Source organism: Anaerophaga thermohalophila DSM 12881, from assembly GCF_000191885.1.
Taxonomy (GTDB): domain Bacteria; phylum Bacteroidota; class Bacteroidia; order Bacteroidales; family Marinilabiliaceae; genus Anaerophaga; species Anaerophaga thermohalophila.
Genome location: NZ_AEWI01000013.1, coordinates 1 through 16,827, shown reverse-complemented (window position 1 = coordinate 16,827; position 16,827 = coordinate 1). Strand labels below are relative to the sequence as shown.

At 40.7% G+C, this 16,827-nt stretch carries 17 protein-coding genes; 6 read left to right on the top strand and 11 right to left on the bottom strand.

Annotated features, from left to right (window positions below; genetic code table 11):
• Positions 1–3 precede the first annotated feature (3 nt).
• The gene (locus tag ATH1_RS0105055; RefSeq protein ID WP_010418469.1) at positions 4–750 is read left to right on the top strand and encodes a shikimate dehydrogenase family protein; all 747 of its coding nucleotides are present in this window, start codon (positions 4–6) and stop codon (positions 748–750) included.
• Positions 751–1,042: 292 nt separating this feature from the next.
• Positions 1,043–1,363 carry a translation initiation factor gene (locus ATH1_RS0105050; RefSeq protein ID WP_010418467.1) on the top strand — a complete coding sequence of 107 codons (321 nt, stop codon included), beginning with the start codon at positions 1,043–1,045 and terminating at the stop codon, positions 1,361–1,363.
• Positions 1,364–2,041: 678 nt separating this feature from the next.
• On the opposite strand, the gene ATH1_RS0105045 is transcribed toward ATH1_RS0105050, so the two are convergent.
• From ATH1_RS0105045 to recF, 3 genes are all read right to left on the bottom strand, one after another.
• A complete protein-coding gene (locus ATH1_RS0105045) occupies positions 2,042–2,548 on the bottom strand; it encodes a ferritin (RefSeq protein WP_010418464.1) in 507 nt (168 codons plus the stop codon).
• Positions 2,549–2,776: 228 nt separating this feature from the next.
• Complete coding sequence (locus ATH1_RS0105040; RefSeq protein WP_010418461.1) at positions 2,777–3,088, bottom strand: DciA family protein; 312 nt, start codon at positions 3,086–3,088, stop codon at positions 2,777–2,779.
• Positions 3,078–4,193 carry a DNA replication/repair protein RecF gene (gene recF / locus ATH1_RS0105035; protein ID WP_010418459.1) on the bottom strand — a complete coding sequence of 372 codons (1,116 nt, stop codon included), beginning with the start codon at positions 4,191–4,193 and terminating at the stop codon, positions 3,078–3,080. Before recF ends, ATH1_RS0105040 begins: the two co-directional genes overlap by 11 nt.
• Positions 4,194–4,330: 137 nt before the next feature.
• Here recF and ATH1_RS0105030 point away from each other — a divergent pair, with 137 nt between their 5' ends.
• The 3 genes from ATH1_RS0105030 (at position 4,331) to corA (ending at position 6,762) form a co-directional block, all read left to right on the top strand.
• Positions 4,331–5,008, top strand: a complete 678-nt coding sequence (locus tag ATH1_RS0105030) for a tetratricopeptide repeat protein (RefSeq protein WP_010418456.1) — start codon at positions 4,331–4,333, stop codon at positions 5,006–5,008.
• A gap of 69 nt (positions 5,009–5,077) precedes the next feature.
• On the top strand, positions 5,078–5,575 hold the full coding sequence (ribH, locus tag ATH1_RS0105025) for a 6,7-dimethyl-8-ribityllumazine synthase (protein WP_010418450.1): 498 nt from the start codon (positions 5,078–5,080) through the stop codon (positions 5,573–5,575).
• 92 nt (positions 5,576–5,667) lie between these two features.
• Positions 5,668–6,762, top strand: a complete 1,095-nt coding sequence (gene corA / locus ATH1_RS0105020) for a magnesium/cobalt transporter CorA (RefSeq protein ID WP_029163965.1) — start codon at positions 5,668–5,670, stop codon at positions 6,760–6,762.
• A gap of 155 nt (positions 6,763–6,917) precedes the next feature.
• On the opposite strand, the gene trpB is transcribed toward corA, so the two are convergent.
• The 7 genes from trpB to ATH1_RS0104980 form a co-directional block, all read right to left on the bottom strand.
• Positions 6,918–8,129 (bottom strand): tryptophan synthase subunit beta, encoded by a 1,212-nt coding sequence (gene trpB, locus ATH1_RS0105015; RefSeq protein ID WP_010418444.1) that lies wholly within the window; start codon positions 8,127–8,129, stop codon positions 6,918–6,920.
• Between the two features lie 814 nt (positions 8,130–8,943).
• Complete coding sequence (locus ATH1_RS0105010; RefSeq protein ID WP_010418442.1) at positions 8,944–9,921, bottom strand: ROK family protein; 978 nt, start codon at positions 9,919–9,921, stop codon at positions 8,944–8,946.
• A 69-nt stretch (positions 9,922–9,990) separates the two neighbouring features.
• Positions 9,991–11,487 carry an MFS transporter gene (locus ATH1_RS18945; protein WP_010418439.1) on the bottom strand — a complete coding sequence of 499 codons (1,497 nt, stop codon included), beginning with the start codon at positions 11,485–11,487 and terminating at the stop codon, positions 9,991–9,993.
• 187 nt (positions 11,488–11,674) lie between these two features.
• On the bottom strand, positions 11,675–12,346 hold the full coding sequence (locus ATH1_RS0105000) for a NigD1/NigD2 family lipoprotein (RefSeq protein WP_010418437.1): 672 nt from the start codon (positions 12,344–12,346) through the stop codon (positions 11,675–11,677).
• Positions 12,347–12,479: 133 nt separating this feature from the next.
• On the bottom strand, positions 12,480–13,019 hold the full coding sequence (locus ATH1_RS0104995) for a hypothetical protein (protein WP_010418435.1): 540 nt from the start codon (positions 13,017–13,019) through the stop codon (positions 12,480–12,482).
• 495 nt (positions 13,020–13,514) lie between these two features.
• Positions 13,515–14,057 (bottom strand): FKBP-type peptidyl-prolyl cis-trans isomerase, encoded by a 543-nt coding sequence (locus ATH1_RS0104985; RefSeq protein WP_010418430.1) that lies wholly within the window; start codon positions 14,055–14,057, stop codon positions 13,515–13,517.
• 196 nt (positions 14,058–14,253) lie between these two features.
• Entirely contained in the window at positions 14,254–15,276 is a 1,023-nt protein-coding gene (locus ATH1_RS0104980) for a DHH family phosphoesterase (protein ID WP_010418429.1), read from the bottom strand.
• 367 nt (positions 15,277–15,643) lie between these two features.
• Between ATH1_RS0104980 and ndk the strand changes: the two genes are divergently transcribed.
• Complete coding sequence (gene ndk, locus ATH1_RS0104975) at positions 15,644–16,069, top strand: nucleoside-diphosphate kinase (RefSeq protein WP_010418426.1); 426 nt, start codon at positions 15,644–15,646, stop codon at positions 16,067–16,069.
• Between the two features lie 21 nt (positions 16,070–16,090).
• On the opposite strand, the gene ATH1_RS0104970 is transcribed toward ndk, so the two are convergent.
• Positions 16,091–16,717, bottom strand: a complete 627-nt coding sequence (locus tag ATH1_RS0104970; RefSeq protein WP_010418423.1) for an energy transducer TonB — start codon at positions 16,715–16,717, stop codon at positions 16,091–16,093.
• Positions 16,718–16,827 lie beyond the last annotated feature (110 nt).

The window sequence follows — 16,827 nt, the reverse complement described above, 5'->3', positions numbered from 1 at the left end:
CTTATGGAAACCTACGGATTAATTGGCTATCCGCTGGAACATTCGTTTTCTCAAAAATACTTTACCGAAAAATTCAACCGGGAAAACATTGATGCCAGGTACTTGAATTTCCCTATTTCAAGCATTGATCAGTTTCCGGAACTGTTAAGGAAACATCCCTACCTTGCCGGATTAAATGTTACCATACCTTACAAACAAGAGGTTATGAAGTATCTTAATGAAATTGATCCGGTTGCAGGAGAAACAGGGGCCGTGAATGTCATTAAAATCCATTGGAAAAAAGAAAAGCCTTACTTAAAAGGATTTAACACTGATATAGTAGGTTTTTCCAGGTCTGTTGCTCCTCTGATGAAGGCCCGTCATAAAAAAGCGCTGATACTTGGAACCGGCGGCGCATCTAAGGCCGTAGCTTATGCTCTCAGGCAGATGGGACTGCTTTACAGGTTCGTATCAAGGTACCCAAAGCATCCTTCGCAAGTGTCGTACGAATCTCTGACACCTGAAATCATCAACGACTATAAAGTCATTATTAATACAACTCCGCTGGGGATGTCTCCGAAAACAGACGCATTTCCTCCCATCCCCTACCAGGGCATCACAGAAGAACATCTTGCCTTCGATCTGATATACAATCCGCAAACAACGCTGTTCTTGAAAAAATGTGCAGAAAACGGAGCCGTCACGAAAAACGGACTTGAAATGTTGCATCTTCAGGCCGAAGCCGCCTGGGAAATTTTTAAACAGGCATAGGGGTGTTAGGATATTAGGATATTAGGGGGTTAGGATATTAGGGGGTTAGGATATTAGGGGGTTAGGATATTAGGGGGTTAGGATATTAGGGGGTTAGGATTGTTAGGATTGTTAGGTTGCTGGTTTCGGTTTGCTTGTTACTCAACCTTTACCTTTGCCTCAACCTTTACCTTTTCCTCAACCTCAATAGGTGTGGAATGTTGAATTGTTAGTGTCTTACTTCTAATTGACAACTTGTTATATAATTTTGCGAAGAATTGTGAGTAAAAAAAAGAAGAAAAATTTCGGGGGAATGGTATACAGTACAGACCCGGATTTTAATCCCGACGATTTTATAGAAAATGAAGAAACGGAAATACTTCCCCCTGAAAAACAAAATCTGAGGGTAATGCTGGACCGGAAAAACCGTAAAGGAAAAACCGTAACACTGATTACCGGTTTCGAAGGTAAAGAATCAGACCTGCAAGTTTTGGAGAGAACACTGAAAGGTATCTGCGGGGCCGGTGGTTCATCTAAAGACGGCGAAATACTTATCCAGGGTGACTTCCGCGAGCGAATAATTGAGTACCTCCATAAGAACGGATATACAAAAACAAAAAAATCGGGCGGATAAAACACCGCCGATGAAGACGAGAATCCACCATCGGCAACCCCTGCTGGTGCGGATTTATTAATCTGCACCACCTTAGCAGTAGATTTGTAAGACACTAATCAATAAAGTACTTTCTGAAAGACTTCCGCTGACCTGTTCTGTTTTTGCAATTGATAACCGAATTAACGTTAGCAGGATTCTTTGACAAGCCAGGCAGCAGAGCAGAATTACCGCCGCGCTCTGCCGCTTTGCTTGCAAAGAAATCCGCTAACGCGGATTTCTTTGTTTTGGAGACCTTTTTTTGTTTTAAAATTTGAGGATGTAAAGCGGGCCTTGTCCGCTGTTACTTTTGATTTATACCATTCATCCGTATAAAATTTTATTATTAAAGTCGGATGGAACTCGCATGATTGAGTTTTTATACATGGTCTTTTGTGACAAACCGTGTCATGCTCGTTTTATCTTACATTTGATAAGTTGTTACGACTGTTACGACTGTTAGAATTGTTAAAGTTGTTAATATTGTTAATATTGTTAATGTGTTAATTGTTAGAATGTTATAAGTTTTATACATTAGCTAACATTCCTAACAATCTAACATTCCTAACAATTTTTGTCAGGCCCGGTTTATCTTACATCTTACCAACTTACATCTAATAATCTATTAAAACAAACCTTGTCATGCTCGTTTCGTATGTTTTATTCCTGACTTGCCGGTTGTTGTCCGCGCATTCCCATAATATCACGATCAAACAAATACAGATTCTGATCGCCCAGCAAATTCAGTTTATCAAGTATTGCAGACACTGAAGCTTCTTCCTCACTTTGTTCGTTTACAAACCACTGCAACCAGTTGTGCGTTGTAAAATCTTTTTCATTAAGACAAACTTCAACAATATTGTTTATGGACTCGGTCACCTTTTGCTCATGTTCATAAACCTGCTCAAACATTGCCTTAACATTTTTAAAATCTGAAGGGGGCTTGTCAAAGGAGCTTATTATGGCCTGTCCTCCCCTCTCATTCACATACTTAATGAACTTCAGCATGTGCATCCGTTCTTCATCGGATTGGGCATACATCCAGTTGGCAATTCCTTCCAAACCATTCCATTCTGCCCAGCTTGCCATAGCAAGGTAGAGACTGGATGAATATCCTTCCTTCTCTATTTGCTCTACCAGTTTCTTTTCAACCTTCTTGTTTAGCATAGTTTTCAAGTTTTAATGTTTATTTAAACAATAAGATAACATTTTGGTTTAAATGAAGTATCTCTATACAATTAATTTATACCGATTCTTAATAATCTCAGAATCGCCAGCTAAATAAGTTTATAAGCATCCCAACAAACCTCCGAATTGAACCCAAACCCATCCTTTTTGTTAACAAGATTAACAGATTTATATTCAGTGCTGGTCGAGGTCAAAGCGCCTGAATAATCAGCGAAGAATAAGGTCTTTGATAAGAGGCCGCCCGATATGATTGTTCATCTGACTGATAATTTTATCACGGTGCATCATTAGCTCACTTCGAATAATGCTGCTGTGCAAAGTAACATATACAACACCTTGCCGGAAGTAAACACTCTTAGTTACTCTTGCCACCGAAGGGCCCACCACCGCCTTCCATGCACCGGGTATTCGTGAAGGATAAATACCTCTGGAAATAGCAGGCTGCCCCATTATTTCTTTTAATATTTCCTGAAGGGGCTGTACTGAATTTTTTCTGAAATCACGTTCTTTATATCCCATCTTTATTCCTCTTAACAGTTCCTTCCACAACTTTAAAAAAGCGACTCTCTTTTCCCGTCTCACGCACGATTTCAGTAAGCCTTTCCTTTTGCGTATCGGTGATAAATATCTGACGAAACCTGCTCTCTGCAACCAACTGGATCAGGCGGTTGCCACGATCGGAATCCAGCTTATCAAAAACGTCATCCAGCAACAATATCGGCCCAAACCCGTTGTGCCTGGATAAGAATTCATATTGGGCCAGTTTTAATGCAATAAGAAATGATTTTTTCTGCCCCTGCGAACCTTCTTTTTTAACCGGTTGACCGTTCAACAGTAACTGAAGATCATCTTTATGAATGCCACGGGAGGTATAGCCTAATATCAAATCGCGCTCGCGGTTTTCTCTCAGCATATTCAATACCTCTCCCTTCTGGAAATTCGATGTATACAAGATATCCACGGCTTCGTGTCCCCCGCTGATGTGCTGGTAAAATTCGCGGAAAACAGGAACCAATTGCTCAATGAATCGGGTACGTTGAAAAAAAATATCCTCCCCGAGTCTCACCAACTGTTCATCCCAAACATCCAGCTGGGCTGTCAACCCCTGACTGAAATGGTCGTTTTTTTTCAACAATGCATTTCGTTGCATCAGGGCACGATTGTAACGAATCAACCGGTCAAGATATGGTTTATTGTATTGCGAAACAACACTGTCCACATATTTTCTTCGCTGATCGCTCCCTTCGAGTATCAATCGTTCATCCGAAGGAGAAATCATCACCAGTGGTAATAGCCCGATATGTTCCGACAGTTTTCCGTATTCCTTTTTGTTTCGTTTAAACTGCTTTTTCTGATTTCGTTTCAGGGCTACATATATTTGTTCCTCATGCTCGTTTCGCTCAAAGGCTCCCTGAATGACGAAAAAGTCTTCGCTATGATTAATATTCTGACTGTCAATAGAATTAAAATAACTTTTACAAAAGGACAAATAATATATGGCATCCAGAAGATTGGTTTTACCGGCACCATTAGCGCCTACAAAACAATTAATGCCGTCACAGAACGCTGTCTCAGCCTGTAAAATGTTTTTATAGTTCAGTATATTAAGATGTTTCAGATACATATTTTTTGCTTGGTATGGTACAAAAATAATGAAACAACATCAGAGCGTAACCTGCCAACCAAAAAATATGACAAACCCTGTTTTGAATAAGGCTGAAAAGAATTACATTTGCCTTCGGAAAAAAACTATTTAAAGATATGGCAAAAAAGCAACAACACGAAGACAGCTTTGAAAATGTTGAGTCGGCATTGACCAAAACCGAACAATTTATTGAGGATAACCAGAGGCTAATCAGTTTTATCGCCATTGCCCTGATCGTTATTGTAGCCGGGTACTGGGCATTTAAGAAACTGTACGTGCAACCGCAACAGGCAGAAGCCCAGAAAAATATTTTTCAGGCACAGCAATATTTCGAAAAGGACAGTTTTAATCTTGCCCTCAACGGCGATGGAATGAATCCCGGTTTTCTGGAAATAATTGATGAATACGGTGCTACCGACGTTGGTGAACTTTCGGAGTATTACGCAGGGATTTGCCATCTTCAAATGGGAAATTTTGAAGATGCCATTAAATATTTAAAAGGTTTTTCTACCGACGAGCCTCTGCTTAAGGCAACCGCTCAGGGTGCCATTGGCGACGCATATCTTGAGACCGGTGATACGGCCGGTGCCATTGAATGGTACCGAAAAGCCACTTCGCTCGACAATGAAATGATTACCCCCTTGTATCTGTTCAAACTGGGACTTCTTTACGAAGAAACAGGAGAAAAAGAGAAAGCCCTCAAAGCTTATTCGGCCATTAAAAAGAAGTATAAAGAAAGTACCGAAGGTCGCCAGATTGATAAATACATCACAAGAGTGAAAATTTCGGGGTAATTAATTTGAATTTTTACGATATTTAAAGGGTTGTCAGGAAATAGGCAACCTTTTTTTAATAAAAAAACTATGGCTACAAATCTTAAAAACTTGTCCGATTATGATGCTTCCGCGATTCCATCGGCCAAAAGTATGAAGTTCGGAATAGTGGTCTCTGAATGGAACCCCGCAATTACCGAAGCACTGCTGAAAGGGGCATACGATACGTTAAAAAGGCATGGAGCCAAAGAGGAAAACATTCTTGTTGCACACGTTCCCGGAAGCTTTGAGCTCACTCACGGGGCAAGACATTTCATCAAACGTACCAATGTAGATGCCGTTATTTGCCTTGGATGTGTTATCAGAGGAGACACGCCTCATTTCAATTATGTATGCCAGGGCGTGACGCAGGGAATCACAGAATTGAACGTCAGATACAAGAGACCTGTCATTTTTGGTGTCCTCACCACTGACAATCAACAACAGGCCGAAGACCGCGCCGGTGGAAAACTGGGAAACAAAGGCGATGAGGGAGCCATTACAGCAATAAAAATGGTGGCTTTGACAAGAGGGTTCATAGATGAATAGAACCCAAATTCTTGCTTGTAAAAACTTACTTAGAAGTTAAGATGTTAAACAAAGAAGGAAATACGCATTGGAAAGGGAAAAAACACGAAATAATGGCAAAATTACGGCTTCAGCGAAAAATGGTAGAGCCCAAAATTCAATTTGTGGGCCGGCAGTTCCTGGATATTCCTTCCATCCAGATGTTTTTATATAATGAAGATCAGATTGAGGAAGTAACTTCGGAAGGTGACTTTGCCAAAATAGCCGGTAAAATAAAAGACGATGACCGCTTTATTACCTGGATTAATATTCATGGCATTCATGACATCGAAATTATTAAGACCATAGCCGACCATTTTTCTCTGGACAAACTCATTGTTCAGGACATAGTAGATACCACTCAACGGCCGAAAATTGAAATAAGACCCGATTTATTACTCTTTACCGTTAAGTCATTAATGCCTCCTTCCAACAACAATAACAACAATAACAACAACAACAACAATAGCAACAATATTGAATCGGAACAGATCAGTTTCATCTTAAAAAACAATGTTCTACTGTCGTTTCAGGAAAAGAAGGGTGATCATTTTGAACACATCCGCAGCCGGCTGAGAGAGGATAAAGGACTGGTAAGGGAATCGGGTGCCGATTATCTGTTGTATTTACTGCTCGACGCCATTACCGGCAATTGTTTTACAACGCTCTACGGGATGGAAAACAAACTTAACACCCTGCCCGAAATAATCATGGAAAACCCTGACCCGGGATACATTGCCACGCTCGAAGAAATTAAGCGTGGTCTTTTTACAATAAGAAAAGCAGTTACTCCCCTAAAGGAAGCCATAGTTTTTACGGAAAAAGGGCAAACCCCGCACATCCATATAAATACAATTCCCTATTTTTCCGACCTCAAAGACCAGTTGTTACAACTCATCGACGAGACCGATCTGAATATGACCCGTGCCGAAGGGAGCACCAACCTGTTTTTCTCATACCAGGGCCACCGCATGAACGAGGTAATGAAAGTGCTAACCATGGTAGCCACCATTTTTATTCCGCTCACATTTTTGGCCGGCCTCTACGGTATGAATTTCGAGAACATGCCCGAACTGAGTTGGAAATACGGATACCCGGCTGTTTTGGGGTTAATGGCAATTATCGCCATAGGAATGATCCTGGTTTTCAAACGAAATAAATGGCTGTAGGATGAATGCTACAAAATATAAAAACACAAAGACGCAAAAACAGCTGTTGTAAATTAAAGCTCATTGGGAATGTAATAGTTCGGTAAACTTTTGCAATGTGCGTCAAACCAATTGTTTAATATAAACTTTGCGCCTTTGTGCTTCTCATTTAATCATTATCCTATTCCATAATCCTTACCATACTGTTCCACTACGAAATCAATGTCTTTGTCGCCGCGCCCGCTAAGGTTTACAAGAACAGACCTGCGCGGGTCCTTTTGAGCCAGTTTGAAAGCATAAGCTACGGCATGTGCACTCTCCAAAGCAGGAATGATGCCTTCGAGACGACTTAACTCAAAAAAGGCATCAATGGCTTCCTTGTCAGTCACCATATCGTAGTGAACCCGTCCAATGTCTTTGAGCATGCTGTGCTCGGGCCCTACTCCCGGATAGTCCAATCCACTGGCCACTGAATAAACAGGACTGGGATTACCTTCATCATCCTGAAGCAAATAACACTTAAACCCGTGAATCAGGCCGGGTTTCCCCTGCATCATGGTAGCTGCGTGATCACCGTTATTCATTGATCTCCCACCGGGTTCAACACCATACAAATCCACATCTTCATCTTCCATGAAACCCGAAAATATGCCCATGGAATTACTTCCACCGCCAACACAGGCCACAACATTATCGGGCATTTCGCCTGTCATATCAAAAAATTGCTCACGTGCTTCAATCCCCACTATATGTTGAAAATCACGCACCATCATGGGAAACGGATGAGGCCCGACAACAGAACCGATGCAATAAATCGAAGTGACAGGGTCTTTGGCATAAGCTTCGAAAGCTGAATCAACAGCCTCTTTTAAAGTTTTCAGTCCTGTTGAAACAGGTACAACTTTCGCCCCGAGAATTTCCATTCGCACTACATTAGGATGTTCTTTGGCAATATCTACCTCACCCATGTGAATTTCGCACTCGAGCCCGAAATATGCAGCAGCCGTTGCCAAAGCAACACCATGCTGACCGGCTCCTGTTTCGGCAATCAGTTTTTTCTTGCCCATGTATTTAGCAAGAAGCGCCTCTCCCATACAATGGTTGAGTTTGTGTGCACCGCTGTGATTGAGATCCTCACGCTTCAGATAAATACGGCCGCCATATTTATCCGACAACCGGTTACAATAATAAACCGGAGTCGGGCGTCCCTGATAATGCTTACGTATGCTCCGCAACTCTGAAATAAAATTGTGCGACTTGCTGATGGCATAATAGGCATCGGTAATTTTTTTCATCTCTTCCTCGAGTGCCGGTGGCAAAAATGCCCCTCCATACTCTTTGTAAAATCCATCTTTTGACGGATACTTCTTGAAATAATTTTCTGACATGACTTTGTGTTATTAAATTCTATAATTGAGTTCACTACTAAAATAGATCGTTAGATATTTAGATATAATTAATTTAGTCAGTAGTTTTTAGTCAATAGTCAATAGTAATTTTTTTCAAGTACTGACATATTCCAAAAACTAACAAATTAGCATAAATAACATGTTTTTAGAGGTTTGTGTATTTTGTCAGATAAATGATATAAGATAATTCATATAATCTTGATATACTGCATTTTAACAAATACAACCTATTAATCACAAGCAACTGGTTTGCAACGTATTGTAAAAGTGTAACTGACTGTTGTCCTTAGTGTCCGTCTATAAAATGCCATTTGCTGTGTTACGTTTGCCACCAAAATACTCATTTACGAAAAGTAAACTGTGTTTTTGATGGCTTCGCAAGCCTTGCAACCAGCACTTTCTGAACTGACACATGATTAGTAGGAAACTTTTCCTGCTTTATAGACAAAGGCACTACTCAGACGGAAAACGGTTCGTTCACACACAAAAAAAACCGCAGGTGGAAAAGCCTGCGGTTCTTTTGTTTTTATCCTTGCACACGAAGTGACAGCTTGTTCCACCTGTTATGAATCAAGATCGCGCCACCAAATATGTGAATATTTTTCGATCATATTGATTATTGTCATTAAAACGGTGTGCAAGATATCAATTTGTTTAAAACTATCAAAATTTACTATCAAATTATTCTCCGAAATCGGGACCATCTACCAGTTCAAATTCAGGATCAACATCAATACTAAAAAAGGCCGCTCTGTCAAGAGCGACCCTGAATAAAAAGTTTTATACTGTTTCATTATTTTTCAAGCTCTTTCCAAACCAGTGCACTTGCACCTACAATAGCTGCATCACCCAACTTCAGTTTAGAGGGAAGGATTTTGATCTTGTCTTTGAAGATAGGGAGCAAATGCCGGTTCATGCTTTCATAAGTGGGTTTAAAAATATAATCACCGGCAGCGGTAGGACCGCCAAACAAAAATATGGCCTCAGGTGCAAGGTGATGAACAGTATCGGCAAGGCCCTGTCCCAGATATTCTCCGGTTTTTTGAAAAACCTCAAGAGCAATTTTATCTCCCTGCACAGCAGCTTCGTAAATCATTTTTGAAGTGAGCTCGTTGTACGATTTGTTGGCCAGCAAACTATCTTCAGCATTGTAATAGGCCAACAGCTCAAAAGCAGTACGTTTCATACCGGGCGCAGAGCAATATGCTTCAAGGTGACCGAGCGAGCCACAACCGCAGACACGACCTCCCGGAACCAGTGTAGTATGCCCGCACTCCCCTGCAAAACCGTCGTGTCCGTAAACCAGATCGCCATTCACAATAATTCCACTACCCACGCCGGTACCGAGCGTATACATTACGAAATTCTTCATTCCCTGGGCACCACCATAGACCATTTCACCAATAGCAGCAGCATTGGCATCATTGGTTAGCGCAATGGCGTATGATTCGGGGAAATTCTTTTTCAGTGCATCCACCACATGAACAACCCCTTTGAACGAAAGATTGGGCGCATATTCAATGGTACCGCTGTAATAATTACCGTTGGGAGCACCCACACCGATACCAAGAATATCGGTTTCTTCATTCATCAGTTTCAACGACTTTACAAGCTCCTGAATCTCATCCGAAAGGTCGGCGATATATTTGTCAAAGTCACCATGTTTAGGGGTATTAATCGAGCGGCTAACCATTACGTTTCCATTCTGATTCACTGCTCCAATAACGGTATTGGTGCCACCGATATCAATTCCAATAGCAATTTTCTTCATGATAAATAAGCTTTTATTTTAAAAAGCCGGAAGCAATAGCACTCCCGGCTCTGATATCATATAATTAAATTATTCTGTCCGAATAGCATGCCCCTTCACAGCATAAAAGAAAATGTAAAGGTAACAAACAGCCGGCACTACAAATGCCCAGGTATAACTGGTTGCATCAGCTATTGCACCCATGAGCGGAGGTATAACAGCCCCACCAACCACGAATGAATTGATAATACCTGATGCAGAGGCCATCTCTTCACCATCCAGATCCTTAACACCCAAAGAGAAAATATTGGGGAACATGATTGAATTAAACAATCCGATTGAAATAACCGTCCAAAGCGCTATTTCACCTGTTGTAAAAGTGGTAATAAGTGCCAGGGCAGCTGCCATAATCGCAAAGACAGCTAAAGTGCGGGCAGCTTTGCCTCTTCCTATTTGCATGATCAGGAAATTAACCAGGGCGATTATCATAAATATTTGACCGGCACTGAAATTCCACGTTTCAAAAGTGTAGCCGTCGGCAGTAACAAATGCCCCTGAAACAAGTGCCAGAATTAAAACCGATACAACTAAAGCGTATTTTTTTGCTTTATTCTTAATCTCGCTGAACATTATGGCTCCGAAGAAACGACCAACCATTGCACCGCCCCAGTAAATTGCGGCATACGTGGAAGCCTTTTCAGGGTCAATGCCGGCAGAATTACGCAGATAATTAACAATCAATCCGGCATTACCAACTTCCGCTCCAACATAAGCAAAAATGGCAATAGCGCCCAGAATAACGTGAGGATAGTTCCAAACGCTTTTTTTAGTTCCTTCTTTTTTGTTGTTATTAACAAGTACCGGTAGTTTTATTGAGAATAAAATAACAGCAACGGCAATCACGACAATTGCCATAGTGATGAATGGTACGGGAACTCTTTCTGCAGCTGCAAGACCGTGTTCCGGTGTCATTAGCGATTCATCGGCCGGAATACCAAGCCCCCTGAAAATGGCTACTGAGATAATCCATGGTGCAATCATGGTAGCTACAGAGTTCAATGCCTGTGTAAGATTCAAACGGCTGGAAGCTGAGCTTTCGGGCCCCAGTGCCGTTACGTAAGGGTTGGCTGCAACCTGAAGAAAGACCACGCCTGCAGCAAGAATAAAGGTAGCAACTAAAAACATCGGGAAAGAAGGAATTTTAGCAGCCGGCCAAAATATCAAACTTCCTATTCCCATCAATAACAATCCAAGTATAACCGTCCATTTATACCCTATTTTCGCAACCAATTTCCCGGAAGGAATTGAAAGAATCGGATAGGTAACAAAAAAGGCTGATGACAAAAGTTGTGCAGCCCATTCAGGTAATCCAAAAATGGCTTTTACCGGAGCCGTCATTGTAATGATGAAGGTTGTGGCAAAACCAAAAATAAAAAAAAACGGCACCGAAAACACCCATGCCGAGACCATAGTTACTGCTTCTCTGTTCCATACAATTATCTTTTTTAGTTGTGTGTTTATTAATGCACTGCAATAATACCTTAAATTTGTATTTTTTACAAAACTTAACAGCGATAAATTCGTCATTAAAGATGATAATTTTTTGTAATATTCTGATTTGCAGCGGCTGGTAAAAGAACAGATGCGCAAGTCAGAAAATACAGGGTTTACTTCCGGACAGCCGTAACGCAAAAAGGGTGTCTTGTGTTAAGACACCCTTTTCATATTGCCGGGAAACCCATCTAATTTGAACAATAAATTTTCTGAAAGGCATTTAATATTCATATTCAACTTCGAATTCTTCGTACGGGGCAGTATAAAATTCCTGGTTCTCAAATATCAGGGTGACCTTATTATAGCCTTCAACCTGAAGTGGCTCGAGATAGAAACTCATTAACCCACGGTAACGGTTTATCATTTCATCTCCCCTGGCATTATGCCGAACCTGAAGATAAATTTCCGTTTCATCCCCGGTTTGATCGTCCGGATCTTTAACAACATTGAAGTAGTGAACTTCATCATTGCCATAGAAAGCAAAATCGACATTCAGGAACCCCCCGGAAATCCAGATGTCATTAATAAAGAATTGATCGGTACCAATGGTGTCCCGGTTCTCTTCATTCAATTCAATAATATCCTTAAGGACAATATTCTGAATACTAAGAGCATCGACCATATAGTCGTAAATAACGTTTTCATCTCCGGTTTTGAACACTGAATACTTCATCAGGATACGAACACTATCGGTAAATTCAAAACCTGCTGGATAGTCTCTTAACTGCAGGGTGGTTTCGGAATCGGTAAAAACCAGCTTTTCATTGTCGGGCCCATATTCCGTTACACCAAGTTCCATGTATTGAGGTACAGCGTCATCGTCGTCATCCAGACATGATGTAAGGCCTGCAAAAAACATAAATGAAACCACAGCTAACAAAGTAGTTCTCATTGTTCTCTTCTCCATCTTTAATAAGTTAGACAATCATTTTACGCATTAGTTTTATTTCTTGTATAATCGCTAATTCCTTTTTTAAAAGATGAAGAATAAAAGAAATGGTTGCGTATGGAGAATAAAAAAGCTACTATTTTTCCACGTAAGTTACTTCCAGGTCGGCCACCCGCGGCGTATAATCATTGTTCCAGAGACTCGAGCGAAGAAATACCCGGGCTTTGGTTCCATAAGCCATATTTCGTATGGCGATATCAATGCCGGGATAGATTCCTCCCTGATACGTGTTGGTATTACCCACAACATAAGTAAAAGGACTATCGGATTCATAGTTGCTGGCGTAAGAATAGATAAAGGGAATTCCAGCGGTATCCCGTACAATTTCAAAATACATATACCTGAATCCCACCGCTTTGCCAACCTGCACCGAATCGCCGGCACCCTGCTTTAATTCGAAATAAAGAAAGCTGTTATCCTCAGCCGTATCGATAACATTGTAGCTAACATTTTTCAGGGTGTCATGTACGATATCGAGATAATCCGCCATTAATTGCTCCTCTTCACGAATCATTTCTTTGGTGTTAATACGATAACCATCGTCGCAGGCGTTAAAGGAAGCTGTAACGATAATTATTAAAACAATCAGGGTATGTTTAAGTGAGATTCGTTTCATCCGTATAAAATTAGTCTAAGTTATTGGTCTGATGCAACTTATTATGCTTTAATTGATTTTAGATTCTTCGGTCCGCTCAGAATGACAGACTGTCTAATGTCATTCTGAGGAGGTAACGACGAAAAATCTGTTCCCTGTTTTTGGTTTCTTTGATGATTAGAGGTTAATTATACATGTTCTTTTGTGATTAACCTTGTCATGCTCGTTTCATGAGCCCGGCCTAAAAAGCATCTTTGTTGCCAAACTCGTTGTTGTTTTAAATTTTCGCATCCTGAGTGCAGTATAAAAAGCCTTCAAACTGCTGATTTTTACCATTTTCACCCCTGACCCATAAAAAGGAACTGCTAAAAATCAGCAGTTTGAAAAAGTCCCCTTTAGGGGATTTAGGGGTCAAAAGGCTTTTTATACGGCACTCTTTCATTGTTTCAGTTATTTTTAATCGTTACAAAATAACAGAAATTTGTTGATGTGAGCAAATATAGCTTTGCCCGGACATTATTGATTTTTTACACCCACCACTTCTACATCGTAAACAATAATGGCTCTTGAAGGTATCTTTCCGTCGTCACCAACAAGACCATGTGCCAGATGCGGGGGCATAATAAAAGAGGCACTGGCTCCGTTTTTCAACAGTAAAATACCCTCTTCAAGGCCAGACTCCACACCACCACGACCCACCAGAAACTCTTTGGGACCAAGTTCTTCCGAGTCATAACAGATAGTTCCGTCCAGCAGTTTTACCTGATATTCCAGCGTCACTACCTGCCCCTTTCTGATAGAATCACCTTCACCAGGTTTATCGATTCGGTACCATAAGCCTGTGCCTGTCGGTTTCATTTTGAGTTTGTTTTCTTTTACAAACTCTCTGATTCTTTGCTGTTCTTTCTCAACAAGTTTGCGATTAACTTTGATGTATGTTTCCAGCGGGATTTCGACCGATTCTTTCGGGCGATCGGGGTTTTGCGAGCCCGAACAACTGCAAACTGACAATAAAAGTGCGATAATGAGCACTTGATTAACGATCGGTAAAAATCTCATAGACATCTATGTTTGCGATTCGCATTATTATCAACAAAATCAATACCAGAATTCAATAGATATTCAGATTTTTAGATGCACGATTTAAGATGATTTTAAATAGCAGATACACTGCTTTATAGCAAGCAAAAAACATTTAATTACAAACAACAAATCTACAACCCATTACAAACATTTAACGGAGTGCTGAGAATTATCATAAGCGGGATAAAAATTCGGGAAATGTATTCCTGAACCTTTGTACCGCTTCGTCCAGAGTTCCCTTCCATTCGCCACCGGCAGCGTTCAGATGTCCACCTCCCGAAAAAAAAGCTTCGGAATATTTGTTGACAGGAATATTGGACCGTGAACGAAATGAAATTTTAACAAACTTATCTTTTTCTTTTTCGGTAAATAAGGCAGAAATATCCACTCCTTTAATGGCAAGAGGATAGTTAACAAAGCCTTCGGTATCCCCTGGACGGTATTGATATTTATCCAATTCATCCTTCGAAATGGTAATATAAGCAGTCGCCAGATTGTCCATAACCTCCAGGTTATTAGCCAGAACGTGCCCAAGCAACCGCATCCTTTCCAGGGAGTTGCTTTGGAACAATTCCTTATGAATTTTGTCCTTATCAATTCCTTTGGCTACCAATTCTCCGACAATCCGGTAGGTTCGGGGATCGGACGAATTATAGCTCAATGACCCTGTATCGGTAATAACTCCTGAATAGAAGCATTCGGCTGCATAAATGTCCAGCTTATCCTCCCATTGAAGGGCTTCTGCAATCAGGAAAGATAGTTCACAGGTTGAAGAAACCTCCGTTTCTGAAAACAGCAGGCCGGCAATCCTGGTATCAGGGTCCGGATGATGATCTATCAGAATCCTTGGTGTTTTCAGGGTCTTAATGACCCCAGCCATATCGCCACACCGCTCCATGTCATTGAAATCAAGCAATATAAACAAATCTGCCTCACGAAGCTTCCGTTCACCCGTCAACTGGTTGTTTTCGTAGACGATAATCTCCCCGGCACCTTTCATCCACAACAAATTGGCCGGCACCTCATCAGGAACGATCACCGATGCATCATAACCCTTATTTTTCAAAAGATTCCACCAGCCCAACACACTTCCTATCGCATCCCCGTCGGTATTTTTATGAGGGATCAGCGCGATTGATGAAGCATTTTCAATCATTTTCCTAAAAGTGTCTAACTGACCTTTGTTGATTTCCATTTCAAGATTTTTCTGAAAATGCAAAGGTAATAAATTACCGGCCTTGTGGAAAAATTCCTATTTTTATCTCTAAATTATCGTGTCGACAGAGTATCAGATTTTTATATCTCAGACGTCAGATTCTTCGCAAGGCTCGGAATGGCATTGAGGAACTGCATTTAAGGGACAAATATTTTTGATTGCAAACAACTGACCTGTAGGTTATTTCAAAAATTCAACGAACGATTGATGAGTGCAGTATTTTCGCCAAAATCAAGCGTTTATAATTTTTGTAATCTCACTACACATTATCAGCTCTGTTAGATTCATCTTGTATCTTATATCTAAATATCTGACTGTAGTAAAATATACACAAAAACTTTGCTTTATGACAAAAGGAAACATCACGCTGACAATGATTAAACCCGTCGCTGTAAAAGAGCACCATGCAGGCGATATTCTTTCCCAAATCGAACATGCAGGATTTCACATTATCGCGCTGAAAATGACACAACTGCCTAAAGAAAAAGCCGAAATTTTTTATGACGTACATAAAGATAAGCCCTTTTTCGGCGAATTGATCAACTTTATGTCATCGGGGCCGGTTGTTGCAGCACTGCTGGAAAAAGAAAATGCGGTAGAAGACTTTCGCAAACTGATAGGCTCTACCGACCCGAAAGAAGCAGACGAAGGAACAATCCGCAAAAAATATGCAAAAGACAAAACACATAATGCCATTCATGGCTCTGACAGTGACGAAAATGCACTGAGAGAATCACGGTTCTTCTTTAGTGAAATGGAACAATTCAGGTAAACACTCCCGGACAAAAGCCCATCATCTTACCGGAGGTGTTCCCCGTTTGGTCGTGATGATTACCACGCCGTTTTTGGCATCATCACCGTAACGTTCTATGGCCTTTTGCCCCTTCATTACCCTTATCGACTTAACGTTGTAATGAGGAACCTCAAGGTATTCTTTGACGATTTTATTGTCGATAACAAACAGTGGCATTTTTTCGGTCAGACCGTGTTCATTGAGTGTTTGCATCAATTCCTTTTCTTCCTCCGATAAATAAAACGGAACCTTAATCACAACTTTACAGTCCACATTTTGACCGTCTTTTTTTGCCGGTTTCCATTCCTGCATCAGACTAACCAGACGCAAAGCTTCTGAATCGAGTAAAGCATCAACGCTTTTCGAAATTTGTGGCTCCATCAGTTTGCCCTGGTCGGTTATAATTGCAGATACTTCAACAACACCTTCAATCATACCAATCCGGGCTTCATCGGGATAACTCATATACTTTTCAAGAAAACGTCCAACCTGTTTCGGATTTCCTCTGAATTTCGGAGCTTTATCAATATCATTCTGAACAACCTGTACAGACTGTGCAAAAGTGATATTTGCCATTGCCAAAACCAGCAATGCAAAAAATGTTGAAATGAAATGTTTTGTTTTCATCAGTATAAAATTAGTCTAAGTTATTGGTCTGATGGAACTCGCATGTAAGAGTTTTATACATGTTCTTTTGTGGAAAACTTTGCCATGCTCGTTTCATCCGTATAAAATTT